Origin of the sequence: Streptomyces sp. NPDC002701, from assembly GCF_042889045.1 — a bacterium.
Classification (GTDB): domain Bacteria; phylum Actinomycetota; class Actinomycetes; order Streptomycetales; family Streptomycetaceae; genus Streptomyces.
In genome coordinates this window covers 231219-254848 of sequence record NZ_JBIAQL010000004.1, presented here as the reverse complement: position 1 = coordinate 254848, position 23630 = coordinate 231219, and the positions used below count along the sequence as shown (strand labels likewise).

18 protein-coding genes and 5 pseudogenes are annotated in these 23630 nt (G+C 70.3%); 15 read left to right on the top strand and 8 right to left on the bottom strand.

Features of this window, described 5'->3' with window-relative positions; all coding sequences use genetic code 11:
- Positions 1–34: 34 nt before the first annotated feature.
- Positions 35–7717, top strand: a complete 7683-nt coding sequence (locus tag ACFYXC_RS13760; RefSeq protein WP_389550653.1) for a beta-ketoacyl synthase N-terminal-like domain-containing protein — start codon at positions 35–37, stop codon at positions 7715–7717.
- Complete coding sequence (locus ACFYXC_RS13755) at positions 7714–9969, top strand: MMPL family transporter (RefSeq protein WP_389550650.1); 2256 nt, start codon at positions 7714–7716, stop codon at positions 9967–9969. The genes ACFYXC_RS13760 and ACFYXC_RS13755 overlap by 4 nt, the downstream gene beginning before the upstream one ends.
- Before the next feature lie 87 nt (positions 9970–10056).
- Here ACFYXC_RS13755 and ACFYXC_RS13750 read toward each other — a convergent pair whose 3' ends face one another.
- The gene (locus ACFYXC_RS13750; protein ID WP_389550647.1) at positions 10057–11631 is read right to left on the bottom strand and encodes a GMC oxidoreductase; all 1575 of its coding nucleotides are present in this window, start codon (positions 11629–11631) and stop codon (positions 10057–10059) included.
- A 636-nt stretch (positions 11632–12267) separates the two neighbouring features.
- Positions 12268–12439, bottom strand: a pseudogene (locus ACFYXC_RS13745) (IS5/IS1182 family transposase); the annotation flags it as partial.
- A gap of 233 nt (positions 12440–12672) precedes the next feature.
- On the opposite strand from ACFYXC_RS13745, the pseudogene ACFYXC_RS13740 reads away from it, so the two are divergent.
- Together ACFYXC_RS13740 and ACFYXC_RS13735 are read left to right on the top strand one after the other, a co-directional pair.
- Positions 12673–13017: pseudogene (locus ACFYXC_RS13740) on the top strand (PRC-barrel domain-containing protein); the annotation flags it as partial.
- A 325-nt stretch (positions 13018–13342) separates the two neighbouring features.
- Positions 13343–13758: pseudogene (locus tag ACFYXC_RS13735) on the top strand (alpha-hydroxy acid oxidase); the annotation flags it as partial.
- 182 nt (positions 13759–13940) lie between these two features.
- Here the strand turns inward: ACFYXC_RS13735 and ACFYXC_RS13730 are convergent.
- From ACFYXC_RS13730 to rpmB, 3 genes and pseudogenes are all read right to left on the bottom strand, one after another.
- Positions 13941–14108 (bottom strand): annotated as a pseudogene (locus ACFYXC_RS13730) (IS5/IS1182 family transposase); the annotation flags it as partial.
- A 320-nt stretch (positions 14109–14428) separates the two neighbouring features.
- On the bottom strand, positions 14429–14734 hold the full coding sequence (rpsN, locus tag ACFYXC_RS13725; protein WP_389550644.1) for a 30S ribosomal protein S14: 306 nt from the start codon (positions 14732–14734) through the stop codon (positions 14429–14431).
- Positions 14734–14970 carry a 50S ribosomal protein L28 gene (gene rpmB / locus ACFYXC_RS13720; RefSeq protein ID WP_389550641.1) on the bottom strand — a complete coding sequence of 79 codons (237 nt, stop codon included), beginning with the start codon at positions 14968–14970 and terminating at the stop codon, positions 14734–14736. Before rpmB ends, rpsN begins: the two co-directional genes overlap by 1 nt.
- Positions 14971–15039: 69 nt before the next feature.
- Between rpmB and rpmG the strand changes: the two genes are divergently transcribed.
- The 9 genes and pseudogenes from rpmG (at position 15040) to ACFYXC_RS13675 (ending at position 19967) form a co-directional block, all read left to right on the top strand.
- Positions 15040–15204 carry a 50S ribosomal protein L33 gene (gene rpmG, locus ACFYXC_RS13715; protein ID WP_384830383.1) on the top strand — a complete coding sequence of 55 codons (165 nt, stop codon included), beginning with the start codon at positions 15040–15042 and terminating at the stop codon, positions 15202–15204.
- A gap of 53 nt (positions 15205–15257) precedes the next feature.
- Positions 15258–15503, top strand: coding sequence for a type B 50S ribosomal protein L31 (locus ACFYXC_RS13710; RefSeq protein WP_388907519.1), 246 nt, complete (start codon positions 15258–15260; stop codon positions 15501–15503).
- Positions 15503–16654: a CobW family GTP-binding protein gene (locus ACFYXC_RS13705; protein ID WP_389550637.1), complete on the top strand. Its 1152-nt coding sequence runs from the start codon at positions 15503–15505 to the stop codon at positions 16652–16654. Before ACFYXC_RS13710 ends, ACFYXC_RS13705 begins: the two co-directional genes overlap by 1 nt.
- 37 nt (positions 16655–16691) lie before the next feature.
- Entirely contained in the window at positions 16692–16940 is a 249-nt protein-coding gene (rpsR, locus tag ACFYXC_RS13700; RefSeq protein ID WP_389550634.1) for a 30S ribosomal protein S18, read from the top strand.
- A 131-nt stretch (positions 16941–17071) separates the two neighbouring features.
- A pseudogene (locus ACFYXC_RS13695) lies at positions 17072–17563 on the top strand (Y4yA family PLP-dependent enzyme); the annotation flags it as partial.
- 237 nt (positions 17564–17800) lie between these two features.
- A complete protein-coding gene (locus tag ACFYXC_RS13690; RefSeq protein WP_389550631.1) occupies positions 17801–18193 on the top strand; it encodes an ArsR/SmtB family transcription factor in 393 nt (130 codons plus the stop codon).
- Positions 18190–18681: an SRPBCC family protein gene (locus ACFYXC_RS13685; protein WP_389550628.1), complete on the top strand. Its 492-nt coding sequence runs from the start codon at positions 18190–18192 to the stop codon at positions 18679–18681. Before ACFYXC_RS13690 ends, ACFYXC_RS13685 begins: the two co-directional genes overlap by 4 nt.
- Positions 18682–18859: 178 nt before the next feature.
- On the top strand, positions 18860–19015 hold the full coding sequence (locus ACFYXC_RS13680; RefSeq protein WP_389550626.1) for a hypothetical protein: 156 nt from the start codon (positions 18860–18862) through the stop codon (positions 19013–19015).
- 175 nt (positions 19016–19190) lie between these two features.
- Positions 19191–19967: a class I SAM-dependent methyltransferase gene (locus ACFYXC_RS13675; protein WP_389550623.1), complete on the top strand. Its 777-nt coding sequence runs from the start codon at positions 19191–19193 to the stop codon at positions 19965–19967.
- Positions 19968–20124: 157 nt separating this feature from the next.
- On the opposite strand, the gene ACFYXC_RS13670 is transcribed toward ACFYXC_RS13675, so the two are convergent.
- On the bottom strand, positions 20125–20583 hold the full coding sequence (locus tag ACFYXC_RS13670; RefSeq protein WP_389550621.1) for a MerR family transcriptional regulator: 459 nt from the start codon (positions 20581–20583) through the stop codon (positions 20125–20127).
- 146 nt (positions 20584–20729) lie between these two features.
- Between ACFYXC_RS13670 and ACFYXC_RS13665 the strand changes: the two genes are divergently transcribed.
- A complete protein-coding gene (locus tag ACFYXC_RS13665) occupies positions 20730–21431 on the top strand; it encodes an SDR family oxidoreductase (RefSeq protein ID WP_389550618.1) in 702 nt (233 codons plus the stop codon).
- 324 nt (positions 21432–21755) lie between these two features.
- Positions 21756–22127: a fic family toxin-antitoxin system, toxin component gene (locus ACFYXC_RS13660; RefSeq protein ID WP_389550616.1), complete on the top strand. Its 372-nt coding sequence runs from the start codon at positions 21756–21758 to the stop codon at positions 22125–22127.
- A 137-nt stretch (positions 22128–22264) separates the two neighbouring features.
- Here ACFYXC_RS13660 and ACFYXC_RS13655 read toward each other — a convergent pair whose 3' ends face one another.
- On the bottom strand, positions 22265–23299 hold the full coding sequence (locus ACFYXC_RS13655; RefSeq protein WP_389550613.1) for an SDR family oxidoreductase: 1035 nt from the start codon (positions 23297–23299) through the stop codon (positions 22265–22267).
- Positions 23300–23309: 10 nt separating this feature from the next.
- Positions 23310–23603, bottom strand: a complete 294-nt coding sequence (locus tag ACFYXC_RS13650; protein WP_389550610.1) for a hypothetical protein — start codon at positions 23601–23603, stop codon at positions 23310–23312.
- Positions 23604–23630: the final 27 nt, after the last annotated feature.

Sequence of the window (23630 nt, the reverse complement as noted above, 5' to 3'; positions counted from 1 at the left end):
CTGGATCCGTCCGCATTGATGAAATGAGACCGGTATGGGCTTCGACCCGATCGCCATCGTCGGCCGGGGGTGCGTCTTCCCCGACGCGCTGGACCCCGACACCTTCTGGGACAACATCGCCGCCCGCCGGTGCAGCCTCTCACCGGTCCCGGAAGGCAGATGGCGGCTGCCCCGCCGGTGGGCCATGGGCACCGCCGACGACCATCTGGACCGTACGTGGACCGATGTCGGCGGCTACGTACGGGACTTCGGGGCGGTGTTCGACCCGACCGGGTTCCGCGTCCCCGCGGAGGAGATCCTCGGCCTGGACGAGCTGTTCCACTGGGTGCTGTACGGCACCCGGCAGGCACTGCGGGAGGCGGGGCACGGGGCGCCGTCGCCCCGCACGGGTCTGGTCCTGGCGAACCTGTCGTACCCGACGAGCGCGGGCACGGCCTTCGCCGAACACGTGTGGCTCTCCGCGGGAGCACCCTTCCTCCTGCGCGGTGCGGCACGGAACAGGCCCGACGCCCGCAACCGCTTCTCCTCGGGGCTTCCCGCGCACTTCGCGGCCAGGGCGCTCGGGCTCGGCGCGGGAGCCTTCGCCCTCGACGCCGCCTGCGCCTCGTCCCTCTACGCGGTCAAACTGGCCTGTGACCGCCTGCACGACGGGACGGCGGACGTCATGGTGGCCGGTGCGGTCAACCGCGCCGACAGCCTCTTCCTGCACGTAGGGTTCTGCGGCCTGAACGCGGTGAACCGGACCAGCCGTAGCCGTCCCTTCCACCGGGACGCCGACGGGCTGCTGCCCGGCGAGGGCGCCGGGTTCGTCGCCCTGATGCGCCTGCGCGACGCCCTCGCGCAGGGGAAACCGGTGCTGGGAACCATCCGGGGCATCGGGCTGTCCAACGACGGACGCGGCAGGGGACTGCTCAGCCCTTCTCGGGAGGGGCAGGAGCGGGCGATGCTCCAGGCGTACCGCATGGCCGGTGTCGCACCACGGAGCGTCTCACTCGTGGAGTGCCACGCGACGGGAACTCCCGTGGGCGACGTGGAGGAGGTCCGCAGCATGGGGCGGGTCTTCGCGGACAGCACCGACGTGCCCATCGGTTCGGTGAAGTCCAACGTCGGGCACCTGCTGGCCTCCGCCGGCATGGGCGGACTGCTCAAGGTGCTCGGGGCGATGCGGGCAGGTGTCCGGCCCGCCACGCTCGCGGCCGAGGAGCCGCTGCCCGAACTGCACGGCACACCGATGCGGGTGCTCGCCGCGCACGAGCGGTGGCCAGGTCTTCGCCGGGCGGCGGTCAGTGCCTTCGGATTCGGTGGCGCCAACGCCCATCTGATCGTCGACGCCTGGGACGGCGCGGGCTGCGCCGTGACGGCGCAGCCCGCTGCGAAGCGCCCGCCCGATGAGCCGCTGGCGGTGGTCGGGGTGGCTGTCCGGGCAGGCCGGGGCGCGGGCACCGAGGACTTCCGCCGTTCGCTGCTCGAGGGCGGGCGGAGCGGTCCGGTCACGGAGATCGAGGTGGCTCTCCCGGGTCTCCGCTTCCCGCCCGTCGCGGTCGGGAAGGCGCTGCCCCAGCAGATCCTCATGCTCGAAACCGCCCGGGAGGCCGTGCGGGACATCACCCTGCCGCGGGAGCGGACCATGGTCCTCGTCGGAACCGGCGTGGACATCGACAACGCCCGTGCCACCGCACGCTGGAGGGCGCCTACCTGGCTGGAGGAGTCCGGCGGGCACAGCGACGCCGGCACGGCCACACGCGTCCGCGACGCCTTCTCCGCTCCCATGGACCCGGAGCGGGTCGTGGGTACGCTGCCCAATCTCGTGGCCAACCGGATCAACACCCAGCTCGACCTGCGAGGTCCCGGCTGCACCGTCTCGGCCGAGGAGGCATCCGGGCTGGTCGCTCTGGACCTCGCGGCGCGCGCGATCCGTGCCGGGGAGGCCGACGCCGCGCTCGTCGGCGCCGTCGATCTCTCGTGCGAGCCGGTCCATCGGGCCGCCCTGCGGGACCTCGGCCGGGAGACCACGGCCGGGGACGGCGCCGTCGCGGTCGTCGTCAAACGTCTCTCGAACGCCCGCCGGGACGGCGACCGTATCCTCGCCCTCCTCGACGGGACGACCACCGACGAACCCGACCTGGTGATCGGTGACTGTCCTGACGCCGACTTCGACCCGGCCACGCCGGCCGGCCGGGCCCATGCCGCCCATGGGCTGTTGGCGGTCGCGTCCGCCGTGACGGCGCTGCGGCACCGCGCGCTGCCGCGGGCGGACGGCCCGGCGGTCCCCGTACCGGGGCTGCGTACCGCGCAGGTGGTCGTGTCACCGCTGGAGGCACCTCCGGCGCGGGTGCGGCTGAGGGCCGCGGACCCCGAGGGCTGGGCGCCCGGTCCGGCGCCGCGGCTGCATGTGTTCTCGGGCCGCGACCGTCGAGAGGTCCTGGCCGCGCTGGAGTCGGGTGACGAGTCGGGTGAGGGCCCCGCGAGGCTGGCGTACGTGGCCGACGGCGACCCCCGCAGCCAACGGGAGGCCGTACGCCGCTGGCTCGCCGAAGGGGGGATCACTCCGCCCGGCGCCGCGTACCGTGCCGCCCCGGTGGGCGGCGAGGTCGCCTTCGTCTTCACCAACGGGTCGGCCGCGTACACCGGCATGGGTCGCGAGGTCCAGCTGGCGCTGCCCTCGCTCGGCGACACGGTCGCAGCCAGGTACGGGACGGCAACTCCGCGGGCGGAGCGGCCCGGTGGCGTTCCGTCGGTGCTCGACCGGATCTGGGACGCGGCCCGACTGGCCGCCGTCCACGTCGAACTGACACGGAACGTTCTGGGGTTGCGGCCCGACGCCGCCGTCGGCTACTCCTCCGGCGAGTCGACGGCCCTGGCCGCCCTGGGAGCCTGGCGCGACGTCGAGGCGCTGCACCGGGACAGCCAGGAGAGCGGCCTGTTCACCAGTGAGCTCACCGGGGAACTGAGGAGCGTGCGCCGCGCCTGGGAGCGGCTCGGCGTGGACGGCGACCGGTGGGCGAGCTATCTCGTCACCGCGCCCATGGATCGGGTCCGTAGGGAACTGGCGGCTGAGCGGGCCGTCCATCTGATGGCTGTCAACGCCCCTGGCGTGTGTGTGGTCGGCGGCGAATCACAGGCGTGTGCCGACGTCATGGCACGTCTTGGAGCCGCGCACGCGATTCCGGTCGACTACGACCTGGCCGCCCACGCTCCTGAGCTGTCGGAGGTCCGCGAACGATGGTGGGAACTCCATCATCGCCCCACCACCGCCGTGCCGGGGGTGCGGTTCTACAGCGGAGCGACCACACAGGCGTACACCCCCACGGCCGAACGCGCCGCCGACGCCGTCACAGCCCAGGGCATCGGGACCATCGACTTCGCGGGCACGGTGGAACAGGCGTGGGCCGACGGTGTCCGGGTGTTCGTCGAACACGGACCGCGAGGCATGTGCACGGGCTGGACCAAGCGGATTCTGGGCGACCGCGAACACGTGGCTGTCGCGCTCGACGCCGAGGGCCGAGGACTGCGGCAGCTGTACCTGGCCGTCGCGGAACTCGTCGCCGCCGGTGTACCCGTCCGTGCCGAGGCCCTCTTCGAGCGGCTGCGGGCCGCGGCGTCGCCGGTGCCCGAAGACGTCCCTGCCCTCACCGTCCCGGCTCACTGGGAGATCAGCTTGCCTCCACTCAGCTCGCCGCCCCCCGGCCCGCCGCCGCTCGGACAGCCGACGGTGACCCTGCCCAGGGCGCCCCGGCTGGTACCGGTCCCGGTCGGCCCCACCGCGGACCCTGTCGCGGACGTGCCCGCTGCCCGCACCGAGGACGTGCCGCGCGTAACGGACCCGCGCATGCTGGTCGCCCGCCAGGCCCACCGGGTGACCGCACTGCACCAGGACGTCCTCGCCCTCCACCTCGAGGTCCACCGGCGGTTCCTGCAGACCAGGGCCGGGCTCGCCGCCGCACTCGTCCACGCCGCGTCGTCGTCCCCGCCCACGCCGTTCGGGCATCCGGCAGGTCCACCCGCCCTCGCCGGTCCAGCGGTCACCGGCGGCCATCCGCCGGTGACCGCGCTCGACCGGGCGCAGCTGGAACACCTCGCCACGCAGCCGGTCTCCACACTGTTCGGACCGAGATTCGCCGAGCAGGACGCATACAAGCTGCAGACCAGGATGCCCGGCCCGCCGATGCTGCTCGCCGACCGGGTCATCGGCATCGACGCCGTCCCCGCGGCTCTCGCCGACCTCGGCGCGGAGCACGCGACCGGCACGATCACCACCGAGACCGACATCCGGCTCGACAGCTGGTACCTCGACCCCGCCGGGCGTATGCCGGCAGGACTGATGATCGAGGCGGGGCAGGCGGATCTCCTACTGGTCAGCTGGCTCGGAATCGATCTGCTCAACCGGGGAGAACGCGTCTACCGGCTGCTCGGATGCGAGCTGACCTACCACGGAAGCCCGCCGTCGGCGGGCGAGACACTCCGCTACGAGATCCACATCGACAGGCACGCCCGGCACGGAGATGTCCGGCTGTTCTTCTTCCGCTACGACTGCTTCGCCGGTGACGAACTCCGGCTGAGCGTCCGGGACGGCCAGGCCGGCTTCTTCACCGAGGCCGAACTCGACGACACCGCCGGTGTGCGCTGGGACCCCGCCACCTCCTCGCCGGCTCCGGACGTACCCCACGACGCCCCCGCGGTGCACTGCACACGCTCCTCATTCACCGCCGAACAGGTGCGCGCCTTCGCGGAAGGCCGTCCGGCCGACTGCTTCGGACCGGGCTGGGACATCACCCGGTCACATGTCCGCACCGCCCGGCCGGACGGCGGCCGGCTGCTGCTCCTGCGGGAGATCACCGCTTTCGACCCGGTCGGAGGTCCGTGGGGGCGCGGCTACCTCCGTGCGGAGACCCCCGTCCGACCGGACGACTGGTTCTTCGAAGGGCACTTCGAGAACGACCCGTGCATGCCGGGCACCCTGATGCTCCAGGCCGGTCTGCAGGCGATGGCCCTCCACCTCGCTGCACTCGGTTTCACCGTCGCCCGGGACGGGTGGCGCTTCGAGCCGGTCTCCGACCGCCCCTGCACCGTTCACTGCCGGGGACAGGCCACCCCCGACAGCCGGCGGATCGTGTACGAGGTGTTCGTGCACGGGGTCTCGGCAGGACCCGAGCCGACGCTGTACGCCGACATCCTGGGCACCGTTGACGGAGTCAAGGCATTCCACGCCAGGAACGCCTCACTCCGGCTGGTGCCGGACTGGCCCCTGTCGCACTGGCGGCACCTCGGCGGACACCGCGAGCAGACCAACGGAACCCCGGTGTCGCCGGCCCTGCTCGGTGGACTGGTCGGTCATCGCGAGACGGGCGCCGTGACCGGTCCCGACGGTCTCGTGTTCGACTATCCCTCCTTGCTGGCCTGCGCGTGGGGGAGGCCGAGCGACGCGTTCGGAGCCCCCGCGCGGATCTTCGACGGAACCCGGAGGATCGCGAGGCTCCCCGGGCCGCCGTACCACTTCATGACCCGTGTCGTCTCGGCGGAGGGCCCGCAGGGCGGTATGAGCCCGGGCAGCCGGGTGGCCGTCGACTACGACGTTCCCGACGAGGTCTGGTACTTCGAGCAGAGCGGCGGACGAACCATGCCCTTCGCCGTGCTCATGGAGGTGGCCCTCCAACCGTGCGGGTGGCTGGCCGCCTACGTCGGCTGCCCCCTCGCCAGTGACGACGATCTGCTCTTCCGCAATCTGGACGGGAAGGGGACGGTCACCGGTGAGGTGACACCGGCCACCCGGACCGTGCGGACGGAGGCGGAGCTGACCTCTCTGTCCCGGACCGGAGAAATGATCATCGTGGAGTTCGCGGTCCGGTGCTCCGCCGACGGCAACGAGGTCTTCGAACTGTCCACGGTGTTCGGGTTCTTCCCGCCTTCCTCCTTCGACCACCAGGTCGGACTGCCCGTTCCGGACGGCGGCCGGGCGGCCCTGGAAGAGCACTGCGAGCGCACGGTCGATCTCACGACGGGCCCGGCCCGGTACTTCGCCGGTGCGGCGGCACTGCCCGGTCCGATGCTGCTGATGATCGACCGGATCACGGGATACTGGCCCGAGGGCGGAAGTGCGGGACTGGGGCGGATCCGTTCGGAGAAGGACGTCGACGCGGCCGAGTGGTTCTTCAAGGCGCACTTCTTCCAGGACCCGGTCCAGCCCGGGTCGCTCGGCATCGAGGCGATGTGCCAGTTGCTCCAGTTCTTTCTCATCGAGCGCGGCCTCACCGCGCGTGTCCCGAACCCCCGGTTCGAACCCGTCATGCTCGACCACGAAGTGACGTGGAAGTACCGCGGCCAGATCACCCCGAACAGCCGTCTCATCAGGATCGACCTGGAGATCACCGAGGTCGCGGAGGACAGGCGGGGACCGTACGCGGTCGCCGAGGCCCGGCTCTGGGGGGACGGCATCTGTCTCTACCACGCCCGCGGGCTCGGCGTCCGTGTCGTGTCCGCCGGCGATGCCGAGACCGCGTACGCACACCGTCCATACGACGGCGGACGGTCCGAGGCCCGCCCGTCCGGGATCGCGGAGAGCACGATCGACCCCGCGATCGAGACCTGGACGGGCGACCACTGCCCGACCTTCACCGTTCCGGCGCTGCCGATGATGTCGGTCGTCGACCGGCTCGCACAGGCCGCGGCCGATCACACCGGCCGCCCCGTGGCAGCCGTACGCGACGTCCGGCTCCGGCGCTGGATCCCGCTCGCGGGACCCGTCCGGCTGCGGACGGAGGTGACGGGGTCGACAACGGAGCCGGCGGTGAAGCTGCTGGCATGGCGTGAGGCAGCCACGCCGGCGCTGTCCCGGTTCGAGGAAGTAGCCACCGGCACCGTGCTCGTGGGGGACCGCCCGGACCACCGCCCGGAGCGGTTCGAGCCGCTGCCGGACGCCGTCGCGCAGCCGGATCCCTATGCCTCGGCCGAGTTGTTCCACGGACCGGCGTTCCGGTATCTGACGTCGCTGGCCATCGGAGCGGCAGGATCCTCCGGCGTCGCCGACACCGCCCGCGGCACAGTGCCCAGGGGATGCCTGAACCAGGGACTCATGGACTCTCTCCTCCAGGTGATTCCGTCCGGCAGCCTGTGGCGCTGGTCCCCGAACATCGGCGCGGACGTGGTCGGCTACCCGCTGCGGGTGGTCGGGCTGGAGCTGTTCGAGGAACCGCCGCGGACCGGTCAGGTCGAGATCGAGGCTCGGTTCGCCGGCTTCGTCTCCGAGGGGACGGCCCCCGGCCCCATGTCGGCGATCGACATCCAGATGTGCGTGGACGGACGGGTCGTCGTCGCGCTGCGGCTGGTCAACATCCTGCTGCCGGTCGGCCCCCTGGCAGGCACCTCGCTCGTCGAGCGCCGGGACTTCCTGACCCGCCGCAGCGCCCTGGCAGGGAGCGGTCTGTGCCGGCACACCGACGGCGTCACGAAAGTCCGCGTCGACGAGGTGGACGCGGTGGACTGGCTCAGGGGATCGATGGCCATGGCCGTGGGCCTGCCGGCCGGCTCCAGGGGAAGTGACCATCTGGAGGTCGTCGCGGTGAAGGACCATGTCGGCCGCCTGGCCGGCGTCCACCCGTGCACCGTCGAGGTGAGCGACGACCTGCGGTCCGCCCGCACCGCGTCCGGGCAGCTCCACCTCGTCCTCGTCGTCCGCAGCGGGGACGAGGTCACCGTCCGCTCCGGTAACGGTGAACGATGACCGGAACACTGAAGCGCACCACCGCTCCGGCCGTCCCACCGCTGACACTCCCCGAACGCCTGGTGCAGCTGCTGTCGAGATGGCGGTACGCGTTCCTTGCGCTGACAGTGCTGGTGACGATCGTTCTCGGAGCCGTCGGCGTCGGCGTGTTCGGCAAGCTCTCCGGCGGCGGATGGACCCCCGCGGACTCCGAGTCGGCACGTGCGGACGCGCTGCTGCGCGAGCACTTCCAGTCCGGAACCCCCGACCTGGTCCTGCTCGTCGGCGCGGCGGGCTCCGTCGACGAGCCGCGGGCGGCGGCCGCCGGTCGGCTGCTGACGGAACGGCTCCGTGGCGACGCACGCGTACTGCACCTCGACTCGTACTGGCCACAGGGCGACCCCGCACTGGTCGCCCGCGACCGGCGCACCGCGCTCATCAGCCTGCGGCTGCGCGGCGGTGAACAGGAGACTGCGGCGACCGCCGAGGAAATCCGCCGACTCGCCGCGACGGGCACGCAACCGCTGAAGACGTCGGCGGCCGGGCGTGCGGTGGCGAAGCGTGACCTGGAGAAGCAGAGCCGGCACGACCTCGTGCGGGCGGAGCTCATCGCCGCACCCCTTGTCCTGCTCATCCTCGTATGGATCTTCGGCAACGTCCTGAGCGCCCTGCTCGCGCTGTCCGTCGGCGGCATCGCGATCGTGGGTACCCTCGCCATGCTGCACGCTCTGAGTGAGTTCACCCGGGTGTCGATCTTCGCGGTCAACCTGACCACGGCGCTCGGCTTCTGCCTGGCCGTCGACTACGGCCTGTTCATCATCGCCCGCCACCGGGAGGAGCTGGCCGCGGGCCGCGACATCCGACAGGCGGTCCTGGCCAGCGTGCGCACGGCGGGCCGCACCGTGTTCTTCTCCGCCCTGACGGTCACTTTGTCGATGGCGGCACTGCTCGTCTTCCCCCTCTACTTCCTGCGCTCGCTGGCCTACGCGGGAATGAGTGTGGCGGTCCTGGCGGGACTGACAGCCGTGCTCGTGCTCCCGGTGTGCCTGCTCGTGGCCGGTGACCGGGTCGTCGGGCGGGGTGGTCTGCCACCGGCCGCCGTGGCGGGCGCCTACGCCGCTGGCGGGAAGGGCGGGCTCTTCTACCGCACCGCCCGGACGGTCATGCGTCGGCCGGTGCTCACCGTCGTCGTGGTGGTCGCCGTACTCCTGTGCCTGGCAGGTCCGTTCGCCCGCGTCGAGTTCGGGCTCTCGGACGACAGGGCGCTGGGCGCCGCCTCGCCCGTGCATCAAGCCACCAACGTGATGCGCAACGATTTCGACACCCAGGCGACCGCCATGGCGAGCATCGTGCTGCCCGGTCTCACGGGCACGCGGTCGGAGAGTCTGGCCGACTACGCCCGTCAGGTCTCGCTGACCTCCCATGTGCTCAGGGTGGACACCGCGACGGGTTCGTACGCGGGAGGCCGTCTGTCCGCCCCGCCCGGCTCGTCGTCCGCCCGTTTCTCCGGTGCCCATGGGCAGTGGCTCTCGGTCGTCACCGACGCGGAACCCTTCTCCGTCGAGGGCGGCGAACTGGTCCACGCCCTCCGGGCGGTGCGGGCACCCGTTCCCGCTCTGGTGGGCGGTGACGCCGCGGCTCTGGTCGACACCAGGGCCGTGGTGGGGGACCGGCTCGGACCGGCCGCTGCGATCATCGTGTTCGTCATCTTCACGCTGCTGTTCCTGTTCACCGGCAGCGTCGTCGTCCCGGTCAAGGCCGTGCTGCTCAACCTGCTCAGCCTCACCGCCACGTTCGGGGCGATCGTCCACGTGTTCCAGGACGGGCATCTGCGGTGGCTGGTCGGCCATTTCCTGGTCACAGGCACCACGGACACACTGCTGCCCGTGCTGATGTTCTGCGTCGCCTTCGGCGTCTCGATGGACTACGAGATGTTTCTGCTGTCCCGGATCATGGAGGAGCACCGCCGTACGGGGCACACCCCCTCTGCCGTGGCCTTCGGGCTCGAGCAGACCGGCCGGCTGTTCACCGCCGCCGCGCTCGTGCTAGCCATCGCGATGGCGGCGATGGCCACGTCTCCGCTCACCCCGTTGAAGCTTCTGGGCGTCGGGCTCACCCTCGCAGTCATTCTCGACGCGACCCTGGTGAGAATGCTCCTGGTTCCCGCCATCATGAAGATGGCCGGCAGACTGAACTGGTGGTGTCCGCGCCCTCTACGGTATGTGCACAACCGGTTCGGTATCTCGAATCCGGAAGCACGGGCGGACCCCTGACGTCACCGTCGGCAGCGTTCGAGCTGCTTGCGGGCCGGATGGCAACGCCGTCCGAGCCGCGGGGCCTCCGGCTTCCGGTACACGGGTTCAGCCGCCCGCTGTGACAATGCCGGCCAGAGCGTGTTCGGCGAGCGCGCCGATGGTGAGCGACGGGTTCGCGCCGCCGACGTTACCCGGCAGCAGCGATCCGTCCACCACGTACAGCCCGCGGTGACCGTGCATGCGTCCGAAGAGATCAGTGCACCGGCCGATGGCGCAGCCTCCCACCGGATGGGCGGTAAAGGGGTGCGGGTTGTTGATCGTGAGGGGCAGCGTGCCGAGGTTGGCGACGGCGACGCGACGGCTGTAGGCACGCACCGCCTCTCTTGCGGCCGCGGACTTCTCCTGGGTCCAGCCCGCCAGGTGAACGCGGTCCGTGGCTCGCTCGTAGCGGAAAGTGCCGCGGTGCTCGTGATCCACGGTCATGGCCAGGGTCGCCACGGCTGGTGCTGCCTCGTACGTGGGCAGCACCCAGCTCTCGACCAGCAACGGCAGGTCGAACTCGCGGTGCAGGAATGCTGCCGAGGCACTCGGCGCCCCCTGGCTGCCGCCGTGAAAGGCAAGGGGCTGGCTGCGCAGGTTGAGCTGGTCGCCGTTGTCGCCGAATCCGGTGCCGACGGCAGCGGGCAGTCCGTCGAGGTCCCCACGTTCCCGGGCGGCGACCAGAAGGCGGTTCGTGTTGAGCGTGCCGGCCGCCATGAACAGCATGTCGCAGCTCAGCTCGAGTGTCTCGAGGACGGTTCCGTCGGTGTCGAGACGGCAGACCCCGACGAGGTAGCCGCCACGTCTCTTCCGCTGGAGTCTGATGACCTCGTGCAGGGGACGGAGACGCACATGGCCGGTGGCGAGCGCTGCGGGCAGATAGCTGCGAGTGAGGGACTTCTTTGCCTCGTTGCCGCAGCCGAAGTCGGAGTTGCCCACGGTTGCCGACAGCTCCGCGGTGCCGGCGGTTTCACGGCGGACGACGGACCAGTCGAAGGTCGAGTCCGAGACAAAGGTGCTGAATCCGGCCCGGCGCATCTGCCGGTCCCACAGTCTGGAGTGAGTGAAAGGTGCGGAGCGGTAGATGTCCTCGGGCATCCGAGTGGCACCGAGCATGGCACGGACCTTGGGGAACCACGAGCGGTGGAAAGCCTGGTAGCTGAGTGTGGCGGGGTAGAGCGCTTCGAAGTAGCGCCGGGGCGGGGCCAGAGTGACGCCCGTGTAGACGATCGACCCGCCGCCGACTGCGGCCGCGCAGGCGATGTCCAAGCCGGCCTCCTGCGACACTTCCATGACCCCGGCACCCGTCCGAACCGGTACCGGGAGCATGGCCGGCCAACGGGTGGTGTTCCGCCGCCAGAACATGGTGTCGGTGACACCGTGCGCGGAGCCGAAAAGATGACGCTTGGGGGCGACGGGCCACTCCCGGCCGCGTTCGAGAACCAGCGTGTCGACCCCCGCCTGTCCCAGACGCAGCGCGGCCACGGAACCGCCGAAGCCGGATCCGATCACGATGGCCCGGAAGTGACCACGGCGGACGTCACGGGCGGCGCGGCCGCTTCCCGCGCCGGGGGCCCCGGCCACTGCGGCGAGCGAGCCGTTCACCGCCAGGCCGATGAGTCCACGACGAGACACGAGCATGAGCACTCCGAAGCGTTGACGGCAGAACCGTGGGTGCGGTCGCCTGAGGGCGGAGGACACCGTCATCCACGTGCCAGAGTTCGTCGAGACACCCGAGATACCAGGTCAGGTGAGCTATCACGTGAACGGAGTGGCCGGTGTCGCGCAGGGCGGCAGCGAGGTCCCAGAACCGCTGGTAGGTCTCCCAGCCGACGCTCCGGCACGGCTCATCGCGCAGGAGCACCGGCACGCCCGGCCGCACATCCATGTCGACCCCGCGCAGCACTGCTCGCCGCCGGTGGGCGCGGTGGACGCCGCTGACCTCCATCGTGCTTCCTCCCCGGGCGTTCGCCTGGCGCCGGGTTCAACGACACGGCCGACGACAGGGCACGGAACGTCAGCAAGCCGCCGCACCAGGTCAAGGCGGCACCTTGCGGCACCTTTGGTAGCCCTTATCCGCCATCCGCCATCCGCCTGAACGAGGTCTACGTCGGCACCGTAGGGAGCGGGGCAAGCCGAAGTGGCTGACGGCGATGCGGGCGACCAGTGCTCCATCGAAGGCTGTCATCACGACAGCAGTTGTCACCGACCGTGGCAGGGGCCTGCTGCGCCCGTTGACTTGGTACCGGCTCGCTGTGTCCCACAGACGGTCATTCCCGCGTCAGTGAGGACGTGGTGCTTGCTGTGCGGTCGACCGGGCTGGGTCCGCTTTTGGGCCTCTTCGGGCCGCCCTGGCATGGGAAGAATCGATCACCGCCCGTGACCGGTCAGACTTCTTCGTGGCCTGCAGCCCCGTCAGCAGCACCAGATGCAGTGCGTCCCACACGCCGTTGAGACGATTCACGGCGGCCGTGACCGATGCTTTGCCATGACCGGACCAACGAGCGATCAAACGGACAGTCACATGATCAATAGCTTCCGCTAGGAGCTCAAGGACTGTCGCGCCAGCGTCCGTCCGTTTCGGCTCGTGTTACGGGGACACACGCCAGGAAGCCGCGGATGAGGGCACATGGTGCAAAACTGCACCTCTCTTCCGTGAGGGACACCTGCGAGGGAGGAACCTTGAGCGACAACATGTGGCAGTACCAACCGGCCGCCGGCCATGCCCCGGGCATCAACTTGACGGGCTTCAAGGTCGAAGCCAGTGACGGCAGCATAGGCAAGGTCGACAAGCACTCCGGTGAAGTCGGCGACCAGTACATCGTCGTCGACACCGGTGTGTGGATCTTCGGCAAGGAAGTCCTCCTGCCCGCCGGCACCATCACAGCCGTGAACGTCGACGAGCAGACCATCCAGGTCTCCCGTACCAAGGACGAGATCAAGGCCGCCCCGGAGTTTGACAAGGACGCGCACCTGAACGACGACTTGTACCACGATCAGATCGGCAACCACTACGGCCGCCCCCGTGACGCGCACGGAACCCCCCATACCGGCACCGCGCACGGCACCCCCACCCCCGGGTCTGTCCCGAACACACCTGGCACCGATACCACCCCGGGCCGCACCACCCTGTAACACGCACCCAAAGACCAAGCGCAGGAGCGCGGTGACACTTCCGCCGTGCCTCTGCTGCGCTCTGCAGCGAATGTCTGCGCCAGGCGCTCTTGCAGTATGTACACGTCCGGTCGAACCGGCCGTTGCAACTCTCCGCCAGGACGTTCTGACGTTCGTCGCCATCACCGGCTGCACCCCCCGAACGCAGCGGGTCGGCATCCGCACGCCCTCGAGGAATCCGGGAGCCCCGGCCGGCTCCCTCACCGACATCCCCATGTCCCCGGCTCTGTCCTGGCGGGACTTCGAAGAGGCGGTACGCATGACCGCGCTTCCCGTGCTGGTCAAAAGGGTTCTCCATCCGGCGGACGCGCGGCTGGCCGTCGAGCACGGTGTGGCCGGGGTGATCGTCTCCAACCACGGGGGCCGCCAGTGCGACGCCGTCCCGGCCGCACTGGACTGCCTGCCCGCGATTGCCGACGCCGTCGCGGGCCGGGTGCCGGTTCTGTTGGACGGCGGGGTGCGCCGGGGCACCGACGTCGCCGTCGCCCTGGCTCTGGGCGCGACGGCCGTGGGTGTGGGCGCCCGGTGATGTGGGGTCTGGCCGCCGGGGGAGAGGCCGGGGTCCGGGCCGTCCTGGCGGCACTGCGCGACGAGTGATCAGTGCTCTGAAGTGCACCGCCCTGCGCCACCCCAGGCGCAGGGCGCGGCTGACGTCGTACCTGAGCGAGAGGGTCGCGGCCGGTGACGTGCCGTACCCGCTTCCGGCGACGCTGTCGCCGGCGGAGCAGGTGCACTACTTCCTCCGGACTCCCGCCGACAGCCGTCCGCCGTCAATCTCAGAACCTTCTGAGGTGGATGTCGTCGCGTCGTTCCCATCGGATGCGCAGGCGGCGGAAGCCGTGCAGCCAGGAGATCGTGCGCTCGACGACCCAGCGGAAGGTGCCCGGACCGGTGCCGTGCGGTTGTCCCCGCTCCGCGATCGCGGGCCGGATGCCGCGCTGCCGCCACCCTGATCCGCTGAGGTGCCTGCCAGACCTTGGCCTCCTGGATGCCTGACCGCCGATGCTCGGCGAAGCCCGTGGGACTCCAGCACCGGTGGCCCGCCGTGTTCATCCGCGATCGCACCGCCCACGCCAGGTCTCCGAGGAGGTGTTCTGAGACGTAGCCTCTCCGGAACGGGCAGGAAGTTCGTGGGTGACCCGCGGTCGGTCCGGAAGCGGCGTTGGGGCGGTGCGACGGACCGAGCCGCGAGTCGCGTGCCCGCCGAAATGCACCGAGACTTTTGTGCCGTCGGAGTCTTGGTGTCAGCGGTGTCCCGTCACCGTCACCACGATGACTTGGTCACGCCGGGCAGGAAGCCGGCGTGCGCCTGCTGGCGCGTGCGGACGCGGGAGAGGCCGAACTTGCGCAGGTAGCCGCGGGGGCGGCCGTCGACGCTGTCGCGGTTGCGGACGCGAGTGGCGCTGGCGTTGCGTGGCTGCCTGCGCAACTCCGCGAGCGCGACGCGCCGTTCGTCCTGGGTGGACGAGGGACGGCGCATGATCTCCTTGAGCTCGGCCCGTCGGACGGCGTACCGCTCGACGATCGCCTTGCGCTTCTCGTTCTGTGCGATCTTGCTCTTCTTCGCCATCAGACCTTCCCTCCGCGCGCCCGGATCCGCGCCACGGCCGCCTCGATGCCGATCACGTCCACCGTCTTGATCGCCCTGGCGCTCAAGGTCAGGCGGACGGTGCGGCCCTCACTGGGGAGCCGGTAACGCTTTCGCTGGATGTTCGGGTCGAAGCGGCGCGAGGTGCGCCGGTGCGAGTGGGAGATCGCGTTGCCGAAGCCCGGCTCGGCGCCGGTCAGTTGGCAGTGTGCGGACATGGGTGTTACCTGCCTCTCTCTGCGTCCATCCCTTATCGGTAATGGAAATCGTTCCCATATACTAGCCTCATGGCACGCAACGAACTCCGCCCGGTCGTCAAGCTGCGCTCCACCGCCGGCACCGGCTTCACGTACGTCACCCGCAAGAACCGCCGCAACGACCCCGACCGGATGGTCCTGCGCAAGTACGACCCCGTCGTCCGGCGGCACGTCGACTTCCGCGAAGAGCGCTGACCCCTCTCCCGACCTGACCTCACCTGACTCGACTCCCGAAAGGCAGCCCTGCCGTGAAGCCCGGCATCCACCCCGCATACGGCCCCGTCGTCTTCCGCGACACCGCCTCGAACCACGCCTTCCTCACCCGCTCCACGATGACCAGCGACAAGACGATCGAATGGGAGGACGGCAACACCTACCCGCTCGTCGACGTCGAGATCTCCTCGGTGAGCCACCCCTTCTACACCGGCACCGCCCGTGTGCTGGACACCGCCGGACGCGTCGAACGCTTCGAGCGCCGCTACGGAGTCCGGTGATGGCGCGGGACTCCCGGCTGCCCGTCGTCCTCGTCGCCGGGCTGCACGCCGAGGCCCGCACGGAAGTCGTCGACCGGCTGCTGCGCGCCGTCCCCGGCAGCGTCGCCCTCCACCACGACCTGACCGGTGCGAGCGGCGGCACCGTGCGTCGCCTGGTCCGCGACGTCTCCGGGCTCCTGTCCGACGCGGAGACCCCGTTGGTCGAGGACTGTGCCTGCTGCGCGCTGCGTGAGGACCTCGTCCCGGAGCTGCGGCGGCTGGCCGCCGCCGGCCTGACCCGGCTCGCCGTCGTCGAGCTCTGGGACTCGGTCGAACCCAAGGCGATGGCGGAGGTCGTCGCCGCGCACGAGGGCGACGACCTGCTCCTCACCGGCGTGATGACAGCTGTCGACCCCGCCCTGGTGCTGCCCTACCTGGCCAACGGGGACGACCTGGCCGAAGTCGGTCTCGCGGCCGCCCCCACCGATCAGCGCACCGTAGGCGACACCTGGGCCCGCCAGCTGGAGTACGCGCCCGTCCTCGCGCTGGTCGACAACGCGGAGGCGGACAGTGAGGACGCCGCACTCCTCACACAACTGCACCCCACCGCCCGCCAGGTGGCGGCGGACTCCGCTGAACTCGCCGAACTCGCCTTCGCCGGCTTCGACGTCGAGACAGCGGCCGCCGCCCAGCACCCCGCGTACGCACTCCTGCCCCAGGAGGCCGACGAGGCCGGAGTGGCAACCCTCGTCTGGCGCCGTCACCGCCCCTTCCATCCCGAGCGCCTGTACGAAGCGCTGGAGGACCTGTGCTGCGCCGCCGCGCGAAGCCGCGGCCGGTTCTGGCTCGCCGATCGCCCCGACACCCTGCTCGCCTGGGACGCCGCGGGCGGCGCGTTGTGCGTGGAGAACGCCGGTCCGTGGCTGGCCTCTCTGCCCGACGCGGCCTGGGAGATGGTCCCGCCCATGCGGCAGGCCGCCGCTTCACTGGACTGGCACCCCGAACACGGCGACTGCTGCCAGCACCTCGTCTTCACCTCCCCGGGGCTGGACCGTGAAGGGCTCGAACGACTCCTCGAGTCCTGCCTGCTGACCGACGCCGAGTACGCCGCCGGACGCGAGGCGTGGAAGTCCCTCCCTGCCGCTTTCGACCCCCTCCTCGACCCTGCCTGACCCACCGAACACTCCCGTACTCCAAGGAGCGACACCCATGGCCCGCCGCCAGGAAACCCGCAAGCCCGTCAAGCCCCGCCCCAACCCGCTCGACGCGGCGAAGATCACCTACATCGACTACAAGGACACCGACCTGCTGCGGAAGTTCATCTCCGACCGCGGCAAGATCCGCAGCCGCCGCGTCACCCGTGTCACCGCGCAGCAGCAGCGCAAGCTCGCCGCCGCCATCAAGAACGCCCGGGAAATGGCTCTGCTGCCCTACGCGAACGATCCCGGCGGCCGTTGACTTCCCGGGCGTACGGCCGGTGGGGTGCTCGTCGAAGGTGCCGCCACGGCGCGAGGTGTTGGTTTCGGCGTTGTGCTGGATACGACGTCGGCGGCCGGTGGAGGCTCCGCCGCGTTGCGGTGGGCAGGCGCCGCGCACGGGGCCTCGCGCCACGCGTGGTGGGCGTCGGCGGTGGCTTCGGGGTCGGCTGCGTCGAGCACGCGGACGACCGGGAGCGCTGGACGACCGCGGTGAGCGAGGCGGTCCTCGGCACCCGCCCGCCCCTGACCTGGCGTGGCCATGGCTACGGCCTGCGCAACGAGGCCGGCACGGTACGGGGTAGCGCCGCCCTCTACCCCGCCCATCGCCCCACCGCCGGACCCGCCTACCTCGACGAACTCCTCTCCAGCCCCGCTCCCGCCCTCGGCACCCGCCACCTTGCTTCTGGAACACCTCCACGACGTGTACGTCGACCCCGGACGCCCCCTCGTCGACCAGTGCGGTCTCTCGCTGGCGAGGGTGCTGGAGGTACGCCCCTGGGTGACGGCCCGGATCGGTACCTGGCGCAGGTCGGCATGAACGCGGGGGACGTGCGCCTGGAGTATCACGGGGTCCTGGTCGACCCCGTGCTGCCGCGCCGTGACCCTACATCGACGCCGCGCTGGTGCGCGGCGGCCAGGCCGCGCTCTGAGTTCGACGACCCAGGCATCGTCGTGGACCTCACCGCCGGTCTCGACGGCTGGAGTCCAGGCCGATGTCGGGATCATGAGGACGTTGGCCGAAGGGGACGCGGTCGATCGTCCGGAAGGAGCGGCCGCATCCCGGAGCCCACTTACGAAGCTGGCCACCTTAACGCGTAACCTGTAGGTTACGCTTAGAGTGTGGACGACCTGAGCAAGGTGGCCGACGCCATCGCCGATCCGGTGCGCCGGGAGATCCTGATGATGTTGCGCCGTACCCCGCTGACGGCAGGCGACATCGCCGCCCGGTTCACCATCAGCCGACCCGCGGTCAGTCGTCACCTGCGCGTGCTGCGGGAGAGCGGCCTGGTCCGGGACGAGCAGATCGGACGCCATCGGCGTTACTCCCTTTTCCGTCCCCGGCTGGGTGACCTCGGCGCCTGGCTCACTCAGTTCGACCCCCAGCACGTCGACTGGCCGCAGCGGCTGGCCGCGTTGGAGACCGAGGTCTACCGCACCCGACGGGACCGTAACCGGGCCGAGTCCGCCAACGATCAGTCCACCGCTCGCCACTCCAAGGAGGACACGGCATGACCCTTGAGCCCACCGGACAACTCATTCCCACCCCGACGGGACACGACCTGATCCTCACCCGCAGCTACCGCGCCTCCGCCGACGACGTCTGGGCGAGCGTCACCGAGCCGGAGCGCACCGCTCGCTGGTTCGGTCCTTGGCGTGGCCAGGCGGCGGCCGGCCTCACCGTCGAGGTGCAGATGGTATTTGAGGAGTCGGCGCCCTGGTGCCCAGTGCGCATCGAGGCATGCGAACCGCCGCGCCGACTCGCCATCTCCATGGAGGACGAGGCCGGATCCTGGTCGATGGAGCTGCTGCTGTCCGAGAACGACGGCACCACCGAACTCCGGCTGGTCCATCACCTCGCCTCCACGGAGCACCTCGGCCAGACCGGACCAGGCTGGGAGTACTACCTGGACATGCTCACCGCCGCTCGCACGGGCGGGCCACGGCCAGACTTCGAGGACTACTACCCGGCGCAGAAGGCATACTTCGAGTCCCTGGCCTGACCGTGACAACCCGCTTCCCGCCGCCCCCGCCGACACGGTGACCACCGACGCGCATCGGGCGCTCACCGGCGAGACGGGGGAGCAGGTCGCCGTCGGCCCGATGCTGATGCCATGGACCGACACCCCGGTTCGCAAGCTGTGGGCTTCACCACGATGACGCTGAAGCCGGGGGAGCGGCGTGCCGTGGCTGCCCCCCTGTCGCGGCGAGCGCGAGGTGTTGTCGTACTGGGACGAGGGCCGCGGTGACTGGGGGATCCCTGATGGCAAAGTGCTGGTCTATGTGGGTGCCTCGGTCGTGGAGGCCGAGTTCGCGGGCCACATCACGTCACCGTGAGGTGAGGTCCGTGCTGCGGTTGGGCGAAGACCTGACCCTCCGCCCAACCGCAGTGGCGAACTCCTCTCCCGACCTTCGCGTCGCCCCCGTCACCGGCCCGCACGTGGGCGTTCGTACCCGATCACGGGCGATGAACCGGCACCTCTGGGGACGCAGGCACGGTAATCTCCGGCCCATGCCCGAGACATCGGTGGCGCACTTCTACGACGAACTGGCTGATGACTACCACCTGATCTACTCAGACTGGGACGCGAGCATCCGTCGGCAGGGGGACGCCCTGGACGCCCTGATCGGCGAAGAGCGCGCGGCCGTCCTCGACTGTTCCTGCGGCATCGGCACGCAGGCCATCGGCCTGGCTCTGCGCGGGCACCGGGTCAACGGGACCGACCTCAGCCCCCGCGCCGCCGCCCGCGCTGCCCGTGAGGCCGCCAGCCGGAACCTGAGCCTGCGCACGGCCGCTGCCGATATGCGACGCCTCCCGTTCTCTGATGGCCGGTTCGACACCGTCGTCTGCGCCGACAACTCGCTGCCGCACCTGCTGACTGAGCTGGATGTGCACGCCGCCCTGGCCGAGATGCATCGCGTGCTGCGTCCCGACGGCCTACTGCTGGTCAGTACACGCCACTACGACGACCTGCTGCGCGACCGCCCGACTTCGACGCCTCCACAAGTCCACAGGAACGTCGACTGCGCCGACGGCGACGAACGAACCGTCACCTTCCAGCTCTGGCACTGGCACGACGACGGCGAGCACTACGACCTGGAGCACTTCCAACTCCTCCCGGCAGGCCGAGAATGGCGCGTCCAGGTCCGCCGTACTACCTACTGGGCACTCGGCGGGGACCGACTGAGGCGCCTCGCAGCCGAGGCCGGATTTGTCGACCCCAAGTGGCGGATGCCGCAGGAGACCGGCTTCTTCCAGCCGCTGCTCGTGGCCCGGGCCGGTGAGTAGGTGACGCCACCTCTCGGCGCGGGAGGGCAGGTGTCAGCCGCCTTGGCGGGTTCCTCGGCGTGTGCTCGGGTGGCGGCGAGGCGTATGAGTCGGTGCAGGCCGTCGGCGACGGTGGGTGGCTGGCTGGCTGGCTCCGCGAGCGTTCAGGAGCTTGTGCTCACGCGACGCGGGCCTTGCGCGCAGGGCGAAGTGACGTCCTCCTCGATGTCTGTGCCCCATCAGCCACTGCCTCGTCGAGGGACGCCGGGCACGACGCATCGGCGGGGTGATCGACGAGGCCGATCAGTGCGGCGAGGCGGCGGCCGGCCGCCTGCAGATCGGCGACCTCTGACTCCAGCCGTGCGTGCTCGGCCAGCAGTCGCGCCGACAACTCGGCATCGAGGTGGCGGGCATCGATGGCCGGCAGGAGCGTGGCGAGCAGTGGGCTGTTGAGCCCGGCGGTGAACAGTTGCTGGATGAGCTGCACCCGCGCCACGGCCGAGGCCGGGTACAGGCGCTGGCCGCTGGTGGTGCGCTGCGGCTCCAGCAGTCCCTGCTCTTCGTAGTAGCGCAGCGCGCGGGTGCTCACCCCGGCCTGCTGGGCCACTTGCCCGATGCGTAGGTGCTCGACCGGCACGGCCCACCCCTTCGGCTCACGACGGAACGGTCATCGACTTGACCTGCACGTCTTGACCTTCACGTCGACGTCAAGTCCTAGCGTACCCAGCGCCGGCGAGAGGACGTTCCCTCGCCACTCCCACGTACGACGTCGAGAGGACGATCATGCAGATCAACGGATCCATCGCGCTGGTGACCGGTGCCAACCGGGGCATCGGCAGGCGCTTCGTCGAGCAGTTGCTGGCTGAAGGAGCGCAGAAGGTCTACGCCGGTACCCGCCGGCCCGACCTGCTGGACGTCAGTGACTCCCGTGTCGTCCCGCTGCACCTGGACCTGCTGGACGAGACGTCGATCTCCCAGGCGGCGGTCACCGCCTCGGACGTCACCGTGCTGGTCAACAACGCCGGCATCACCACCGGGGCGAACTTGCTGACGTCCCCGGTCCAGGACATCCGCACGGACCTGGAGACGCACCTGTTCGGCACGCTGAGCGTCATCCGCGCCTTCGCTCCGGTCATGGTCGCCAACGCTGAGGGGGCCATCGTCAACGTCCTGTCGGTCCTGTCCTGGGTGGCCACTGCTGCCGGGTCGGGGTCGTACTCGGTGGCCAAGGCCGCGGAGTGGAACATGACCAACGGTGTTCGGGTGGAGCTGGCGGGCAAGGGCATCCTCGTCCAGGGAGTTCACCTGGGGGCTGCTGACACCGACATGATGGCCGGCAACGACGGACCCAAGATCGACCCCGTCGAGGTCGCGAGAGCCAGCCTGGCCGGGATCGAGGCCGGAGCGATCGAGGTCCTGGTCGACGACCCTGCGCGTTTCGTCAAGGCCGCCCTTGGGGGCGACCCTACGCAGCTGTACGGCTGACTTCCCGAATAACCGGCGACCGATCCCACCTCCTGGGAATCTGTCGAACTCGCCGCGGCGAATCGTCTCCCTCGGCAGCCCGCACAGCCTTTGGTTCTGGGCGTGAGGGCGGGCGCCGGGGGGCTACGGGCCTGCCGATGCCGATGCCGATGCCGATGCCGACGCCGGTGTCTAGGTGAACGCCGCTCACCGTTCCGGCTTAGCTTGGCGCGCTGCAGGCATGGCGGCAGCCCGGCGGCTCATCGAAGAGCACGGCGCCTTCCTCGACGACCGCGAGGAGCAGCTTGCTGCCCCGTACGCCCAGCCGCAACCGGGTGCTGCCGAGTGATTTTGCACGTCGACGAATCCTGGATCCTTGAGGTAGCCGAGCGGGCCGGCCGCCGTGACCCGGCCGCCGACGACTATGGCGTCCCCATCGCGGCCGTCGCCCGACACCGCGGCGAACTCCTCGACACCCCCGTCTACGACGGCCCCTACGCCCGCGCCGCTGCCCTGGTCCACAACCTCGGCCGCTGCCGCTGGCTGGAACGCTCCAACCTCACCGTCGCCTGCGCTGTTGCCGTCATGTACCTCGAAGCCAGCAACATCCCCGTCAACCCCACCCGGGAACAGCTCACCGCCCTCGCCCACGAACTCAACAACCCACGCTGCACAGCGGAACGGATCACTGCATTCCTCCGCACCTGGAAACCCTGAGCTTGGCGTTCAACATCTGCGGTCGAACGCGACCTCGAACTGCGCCCGCGGCGCGGACGTGGTCCGTCACATCCTGGGACGAGGAACCGGTGGTCTCAAAAGAGGGCTGTTGCTGCTCGGGTGAGGGCGTCGGCCGGTTACGAGCGGGTCTTTGTCCCGATGCCGTGGGCGAGGAGGCTCTCGGCGGTGTCTGCGATGGTGTCGTCGATGGGGCGCGCTCGCCATCCCAGGAGCTTCTCCGCCTTGATGCTTGTGGCATCGAGATCCCGGCCGAGCTGGTGTTTGAGCAGGCGTAGTTCGGGGTTCACGAGGCCCAGTGCGCGGGCGAGCCACACGGGTAGTTCACGCGTCGGGGCCTGTGCGGCGCGCTCGCCGAGGCGGTCGTGGAGGATGCGTGCGATGTCGATGACGCGCAGGCTGTGCCCGGCGATCGCCAGGAAGCGTTCGCCGGCGGCTGCCGGGTCGGTCATCGCGCGCAGGTGCAGATCCGCGACGTCGCGTACGTCGACGAAACCCATCCCGAACGGAGGGCACGCAGGAACCTGTCCTTCGAGCATTCGGCGGACCAGGCGCAGGGATGGCGGGTCGTCCAGGCCGAGCAGGGGTCCGAGTACCCCCACGGGATGAACCGCCGCCAGTTCCAGACCTCTGCCTTCGTCCTGGACGAACTGCCAGGCGGCGCGTTCGGCGAGTGTCTTGGAGCGCTGGTAGGGCGGGATGTCGCTGTCGACGTTGGTCCAGTCCTCCTCGGTGAACGGGGTCGAGCGCGGCGGGTGCCCGATTCCGATGGCGCCGAAGGCGCTGGTCAGGACGACCCGGCGCACGCCGGCGCCGCGGGCTGCGCGCAGGACCCGCAGGACGCCCTCGCGTGCCGGGACCACCAGGTCGTCGTCGTTCGTCGGCGCATGGCGCAGGGTCGGCGAGGCGACGTGCAGGACGAAGTCGCAGTCGGCGACGGCAGCGTCCCAGCCGTCGGGGTGTTCGAGGTCGGCGCGTACGACCGTGAGTCGGTCGTCGTCGAACGGTGTGGCCGCGTGCAGCCAGGACCGCAGGGCCGGCGCGCGTTGCAGGTCGCGGACCGTGGTGCGGACGGCGTGCCCGGCATCCAGCAGGGCCTGGATGCACCAGCTCCCGATGAAGCCGGTTCCTCCGGTGACCAGCACTCGTGTCATCTGTCTCTCCTCAGCTTTCGGCTTGTGCGGTGCGGGGTGTCAGCGGGTGCGTCGCACGGTGGTGCTGGGCGGCGGTCACGGTGCTTCCGAGGAGGGCGTGGCCGATCATGATCGGGTAGATCACGGTGCGCTCGAACAGGTCGATATTCCACGTCCAGCCGGTGAACACGTCGGTCATGAAGAGAGGGAACGCGATCAGCCCGGCGGTGCCGAGAGTGATGCTCGCGGTTGACCGGCCCCTGGTGAGACCGATGCGGGTTCCGCTGGCACCGACGACGATCGCCATGATGTTGTCAGCGAGCATGACGTCCTGCGCGCCGGAGGTGTGGAA

Excerpts from the sequence above, each read along its gene's own strand:
- ACFYXC_RS13760 (WP_389550653.1), top strand. The coding sequence starts at position 35 with ATGGGCTTCGACCCGATCGCCATCGTCGGCCGGGGGTGCGTCTTCCCC.
- ACFYXC_RS13755 (WP_389550650.1), top strand. The coding sequence starts at position 7,714 with ATGACCGGAACACTGAAGCGCACCACCGCTCCGGCCGTCCCACCGCTG.
- ACFYXC_RS13750 (WP_389550647.1), bottom strand. The coding sequence starts at position 11,631 with ATGCTCGTGTCTCGTCGTGGACTCATCGGCCTGGCGGTGAACGGCTCG.
- rpsN (WP_389550644.1), bottom strand. The coding sequence starts at position 14,734 with ATGGCGAAGAAGAGCAAGATCGCACAGAACGAGAAGCGCAAGGCGATC.
- rpmB (WP_389550641.1), bottom strand. The coding sequence starts at position 14,970 with ATGTCCGCACACTGCCAACTGACCGGCGCCGAGCCGGGCTTCGGCAAC.
- rpmG (WP_384830383.1), top strand. The coding sequence starts at position 15,040 with ATGGCACGCAACGAACTCCGCCCGGTCGTCAAGCTGCGCTCCACCGCC.
- ACFYXC_RS13705 (WP_389550637.1), top strand. The coding sequence starts at position 15,503 with ATGGCGCGGGACTCCCGGCTGCCCGTCGTCCTCGTCGCCGGGCTGCAC.
- rpsR (WP_389550634.1), top strand. The coding sequence starts at position 16,692 with ATGGCCCGCCGCCAGGAAACCCGCAAGCCCGTCAAGCCCCGCCCCAAC.
- ACFYXC_RS13685 (WP_389550628.1), top strand. The coding sequence starts at position 18,190 with ATGACCCTTGAGCCCACCGGACAACTCATTCCCACCCCGACGGGACAC.
- ACFYXC_RS13675 (WP_389550623.1), top strand. The coding sequence starts at position 19,191 with ATGCCCGAGACATCGGTGGCGCACTTCTACGACGAACTGGCTGATGAC.
- ACFYXC_RS13665 (WP_389550618.1), top strand. The coding sequence starts at position 20,730 with ATGCAGATCAACGGATCCATCGCGCTGGTGACCGGTGCCAACCGGGGC.
- ACFYXC_RS13655 (WP_389550613.1), bottom strand. The coding sequence starts at position 23,299 with ATGACACGAGTGCTGGTCACCGGAGGAACCGGCTTCATCGGGAGCTGG.
- ACFYXC_RS13650 (WP_389550610.1), bottom strand. The coding sequence starts at position 23,603 with ATGCTCGCTGACAACATCATGGCGATCGTCGTCGGTGCCAGCGGAACC.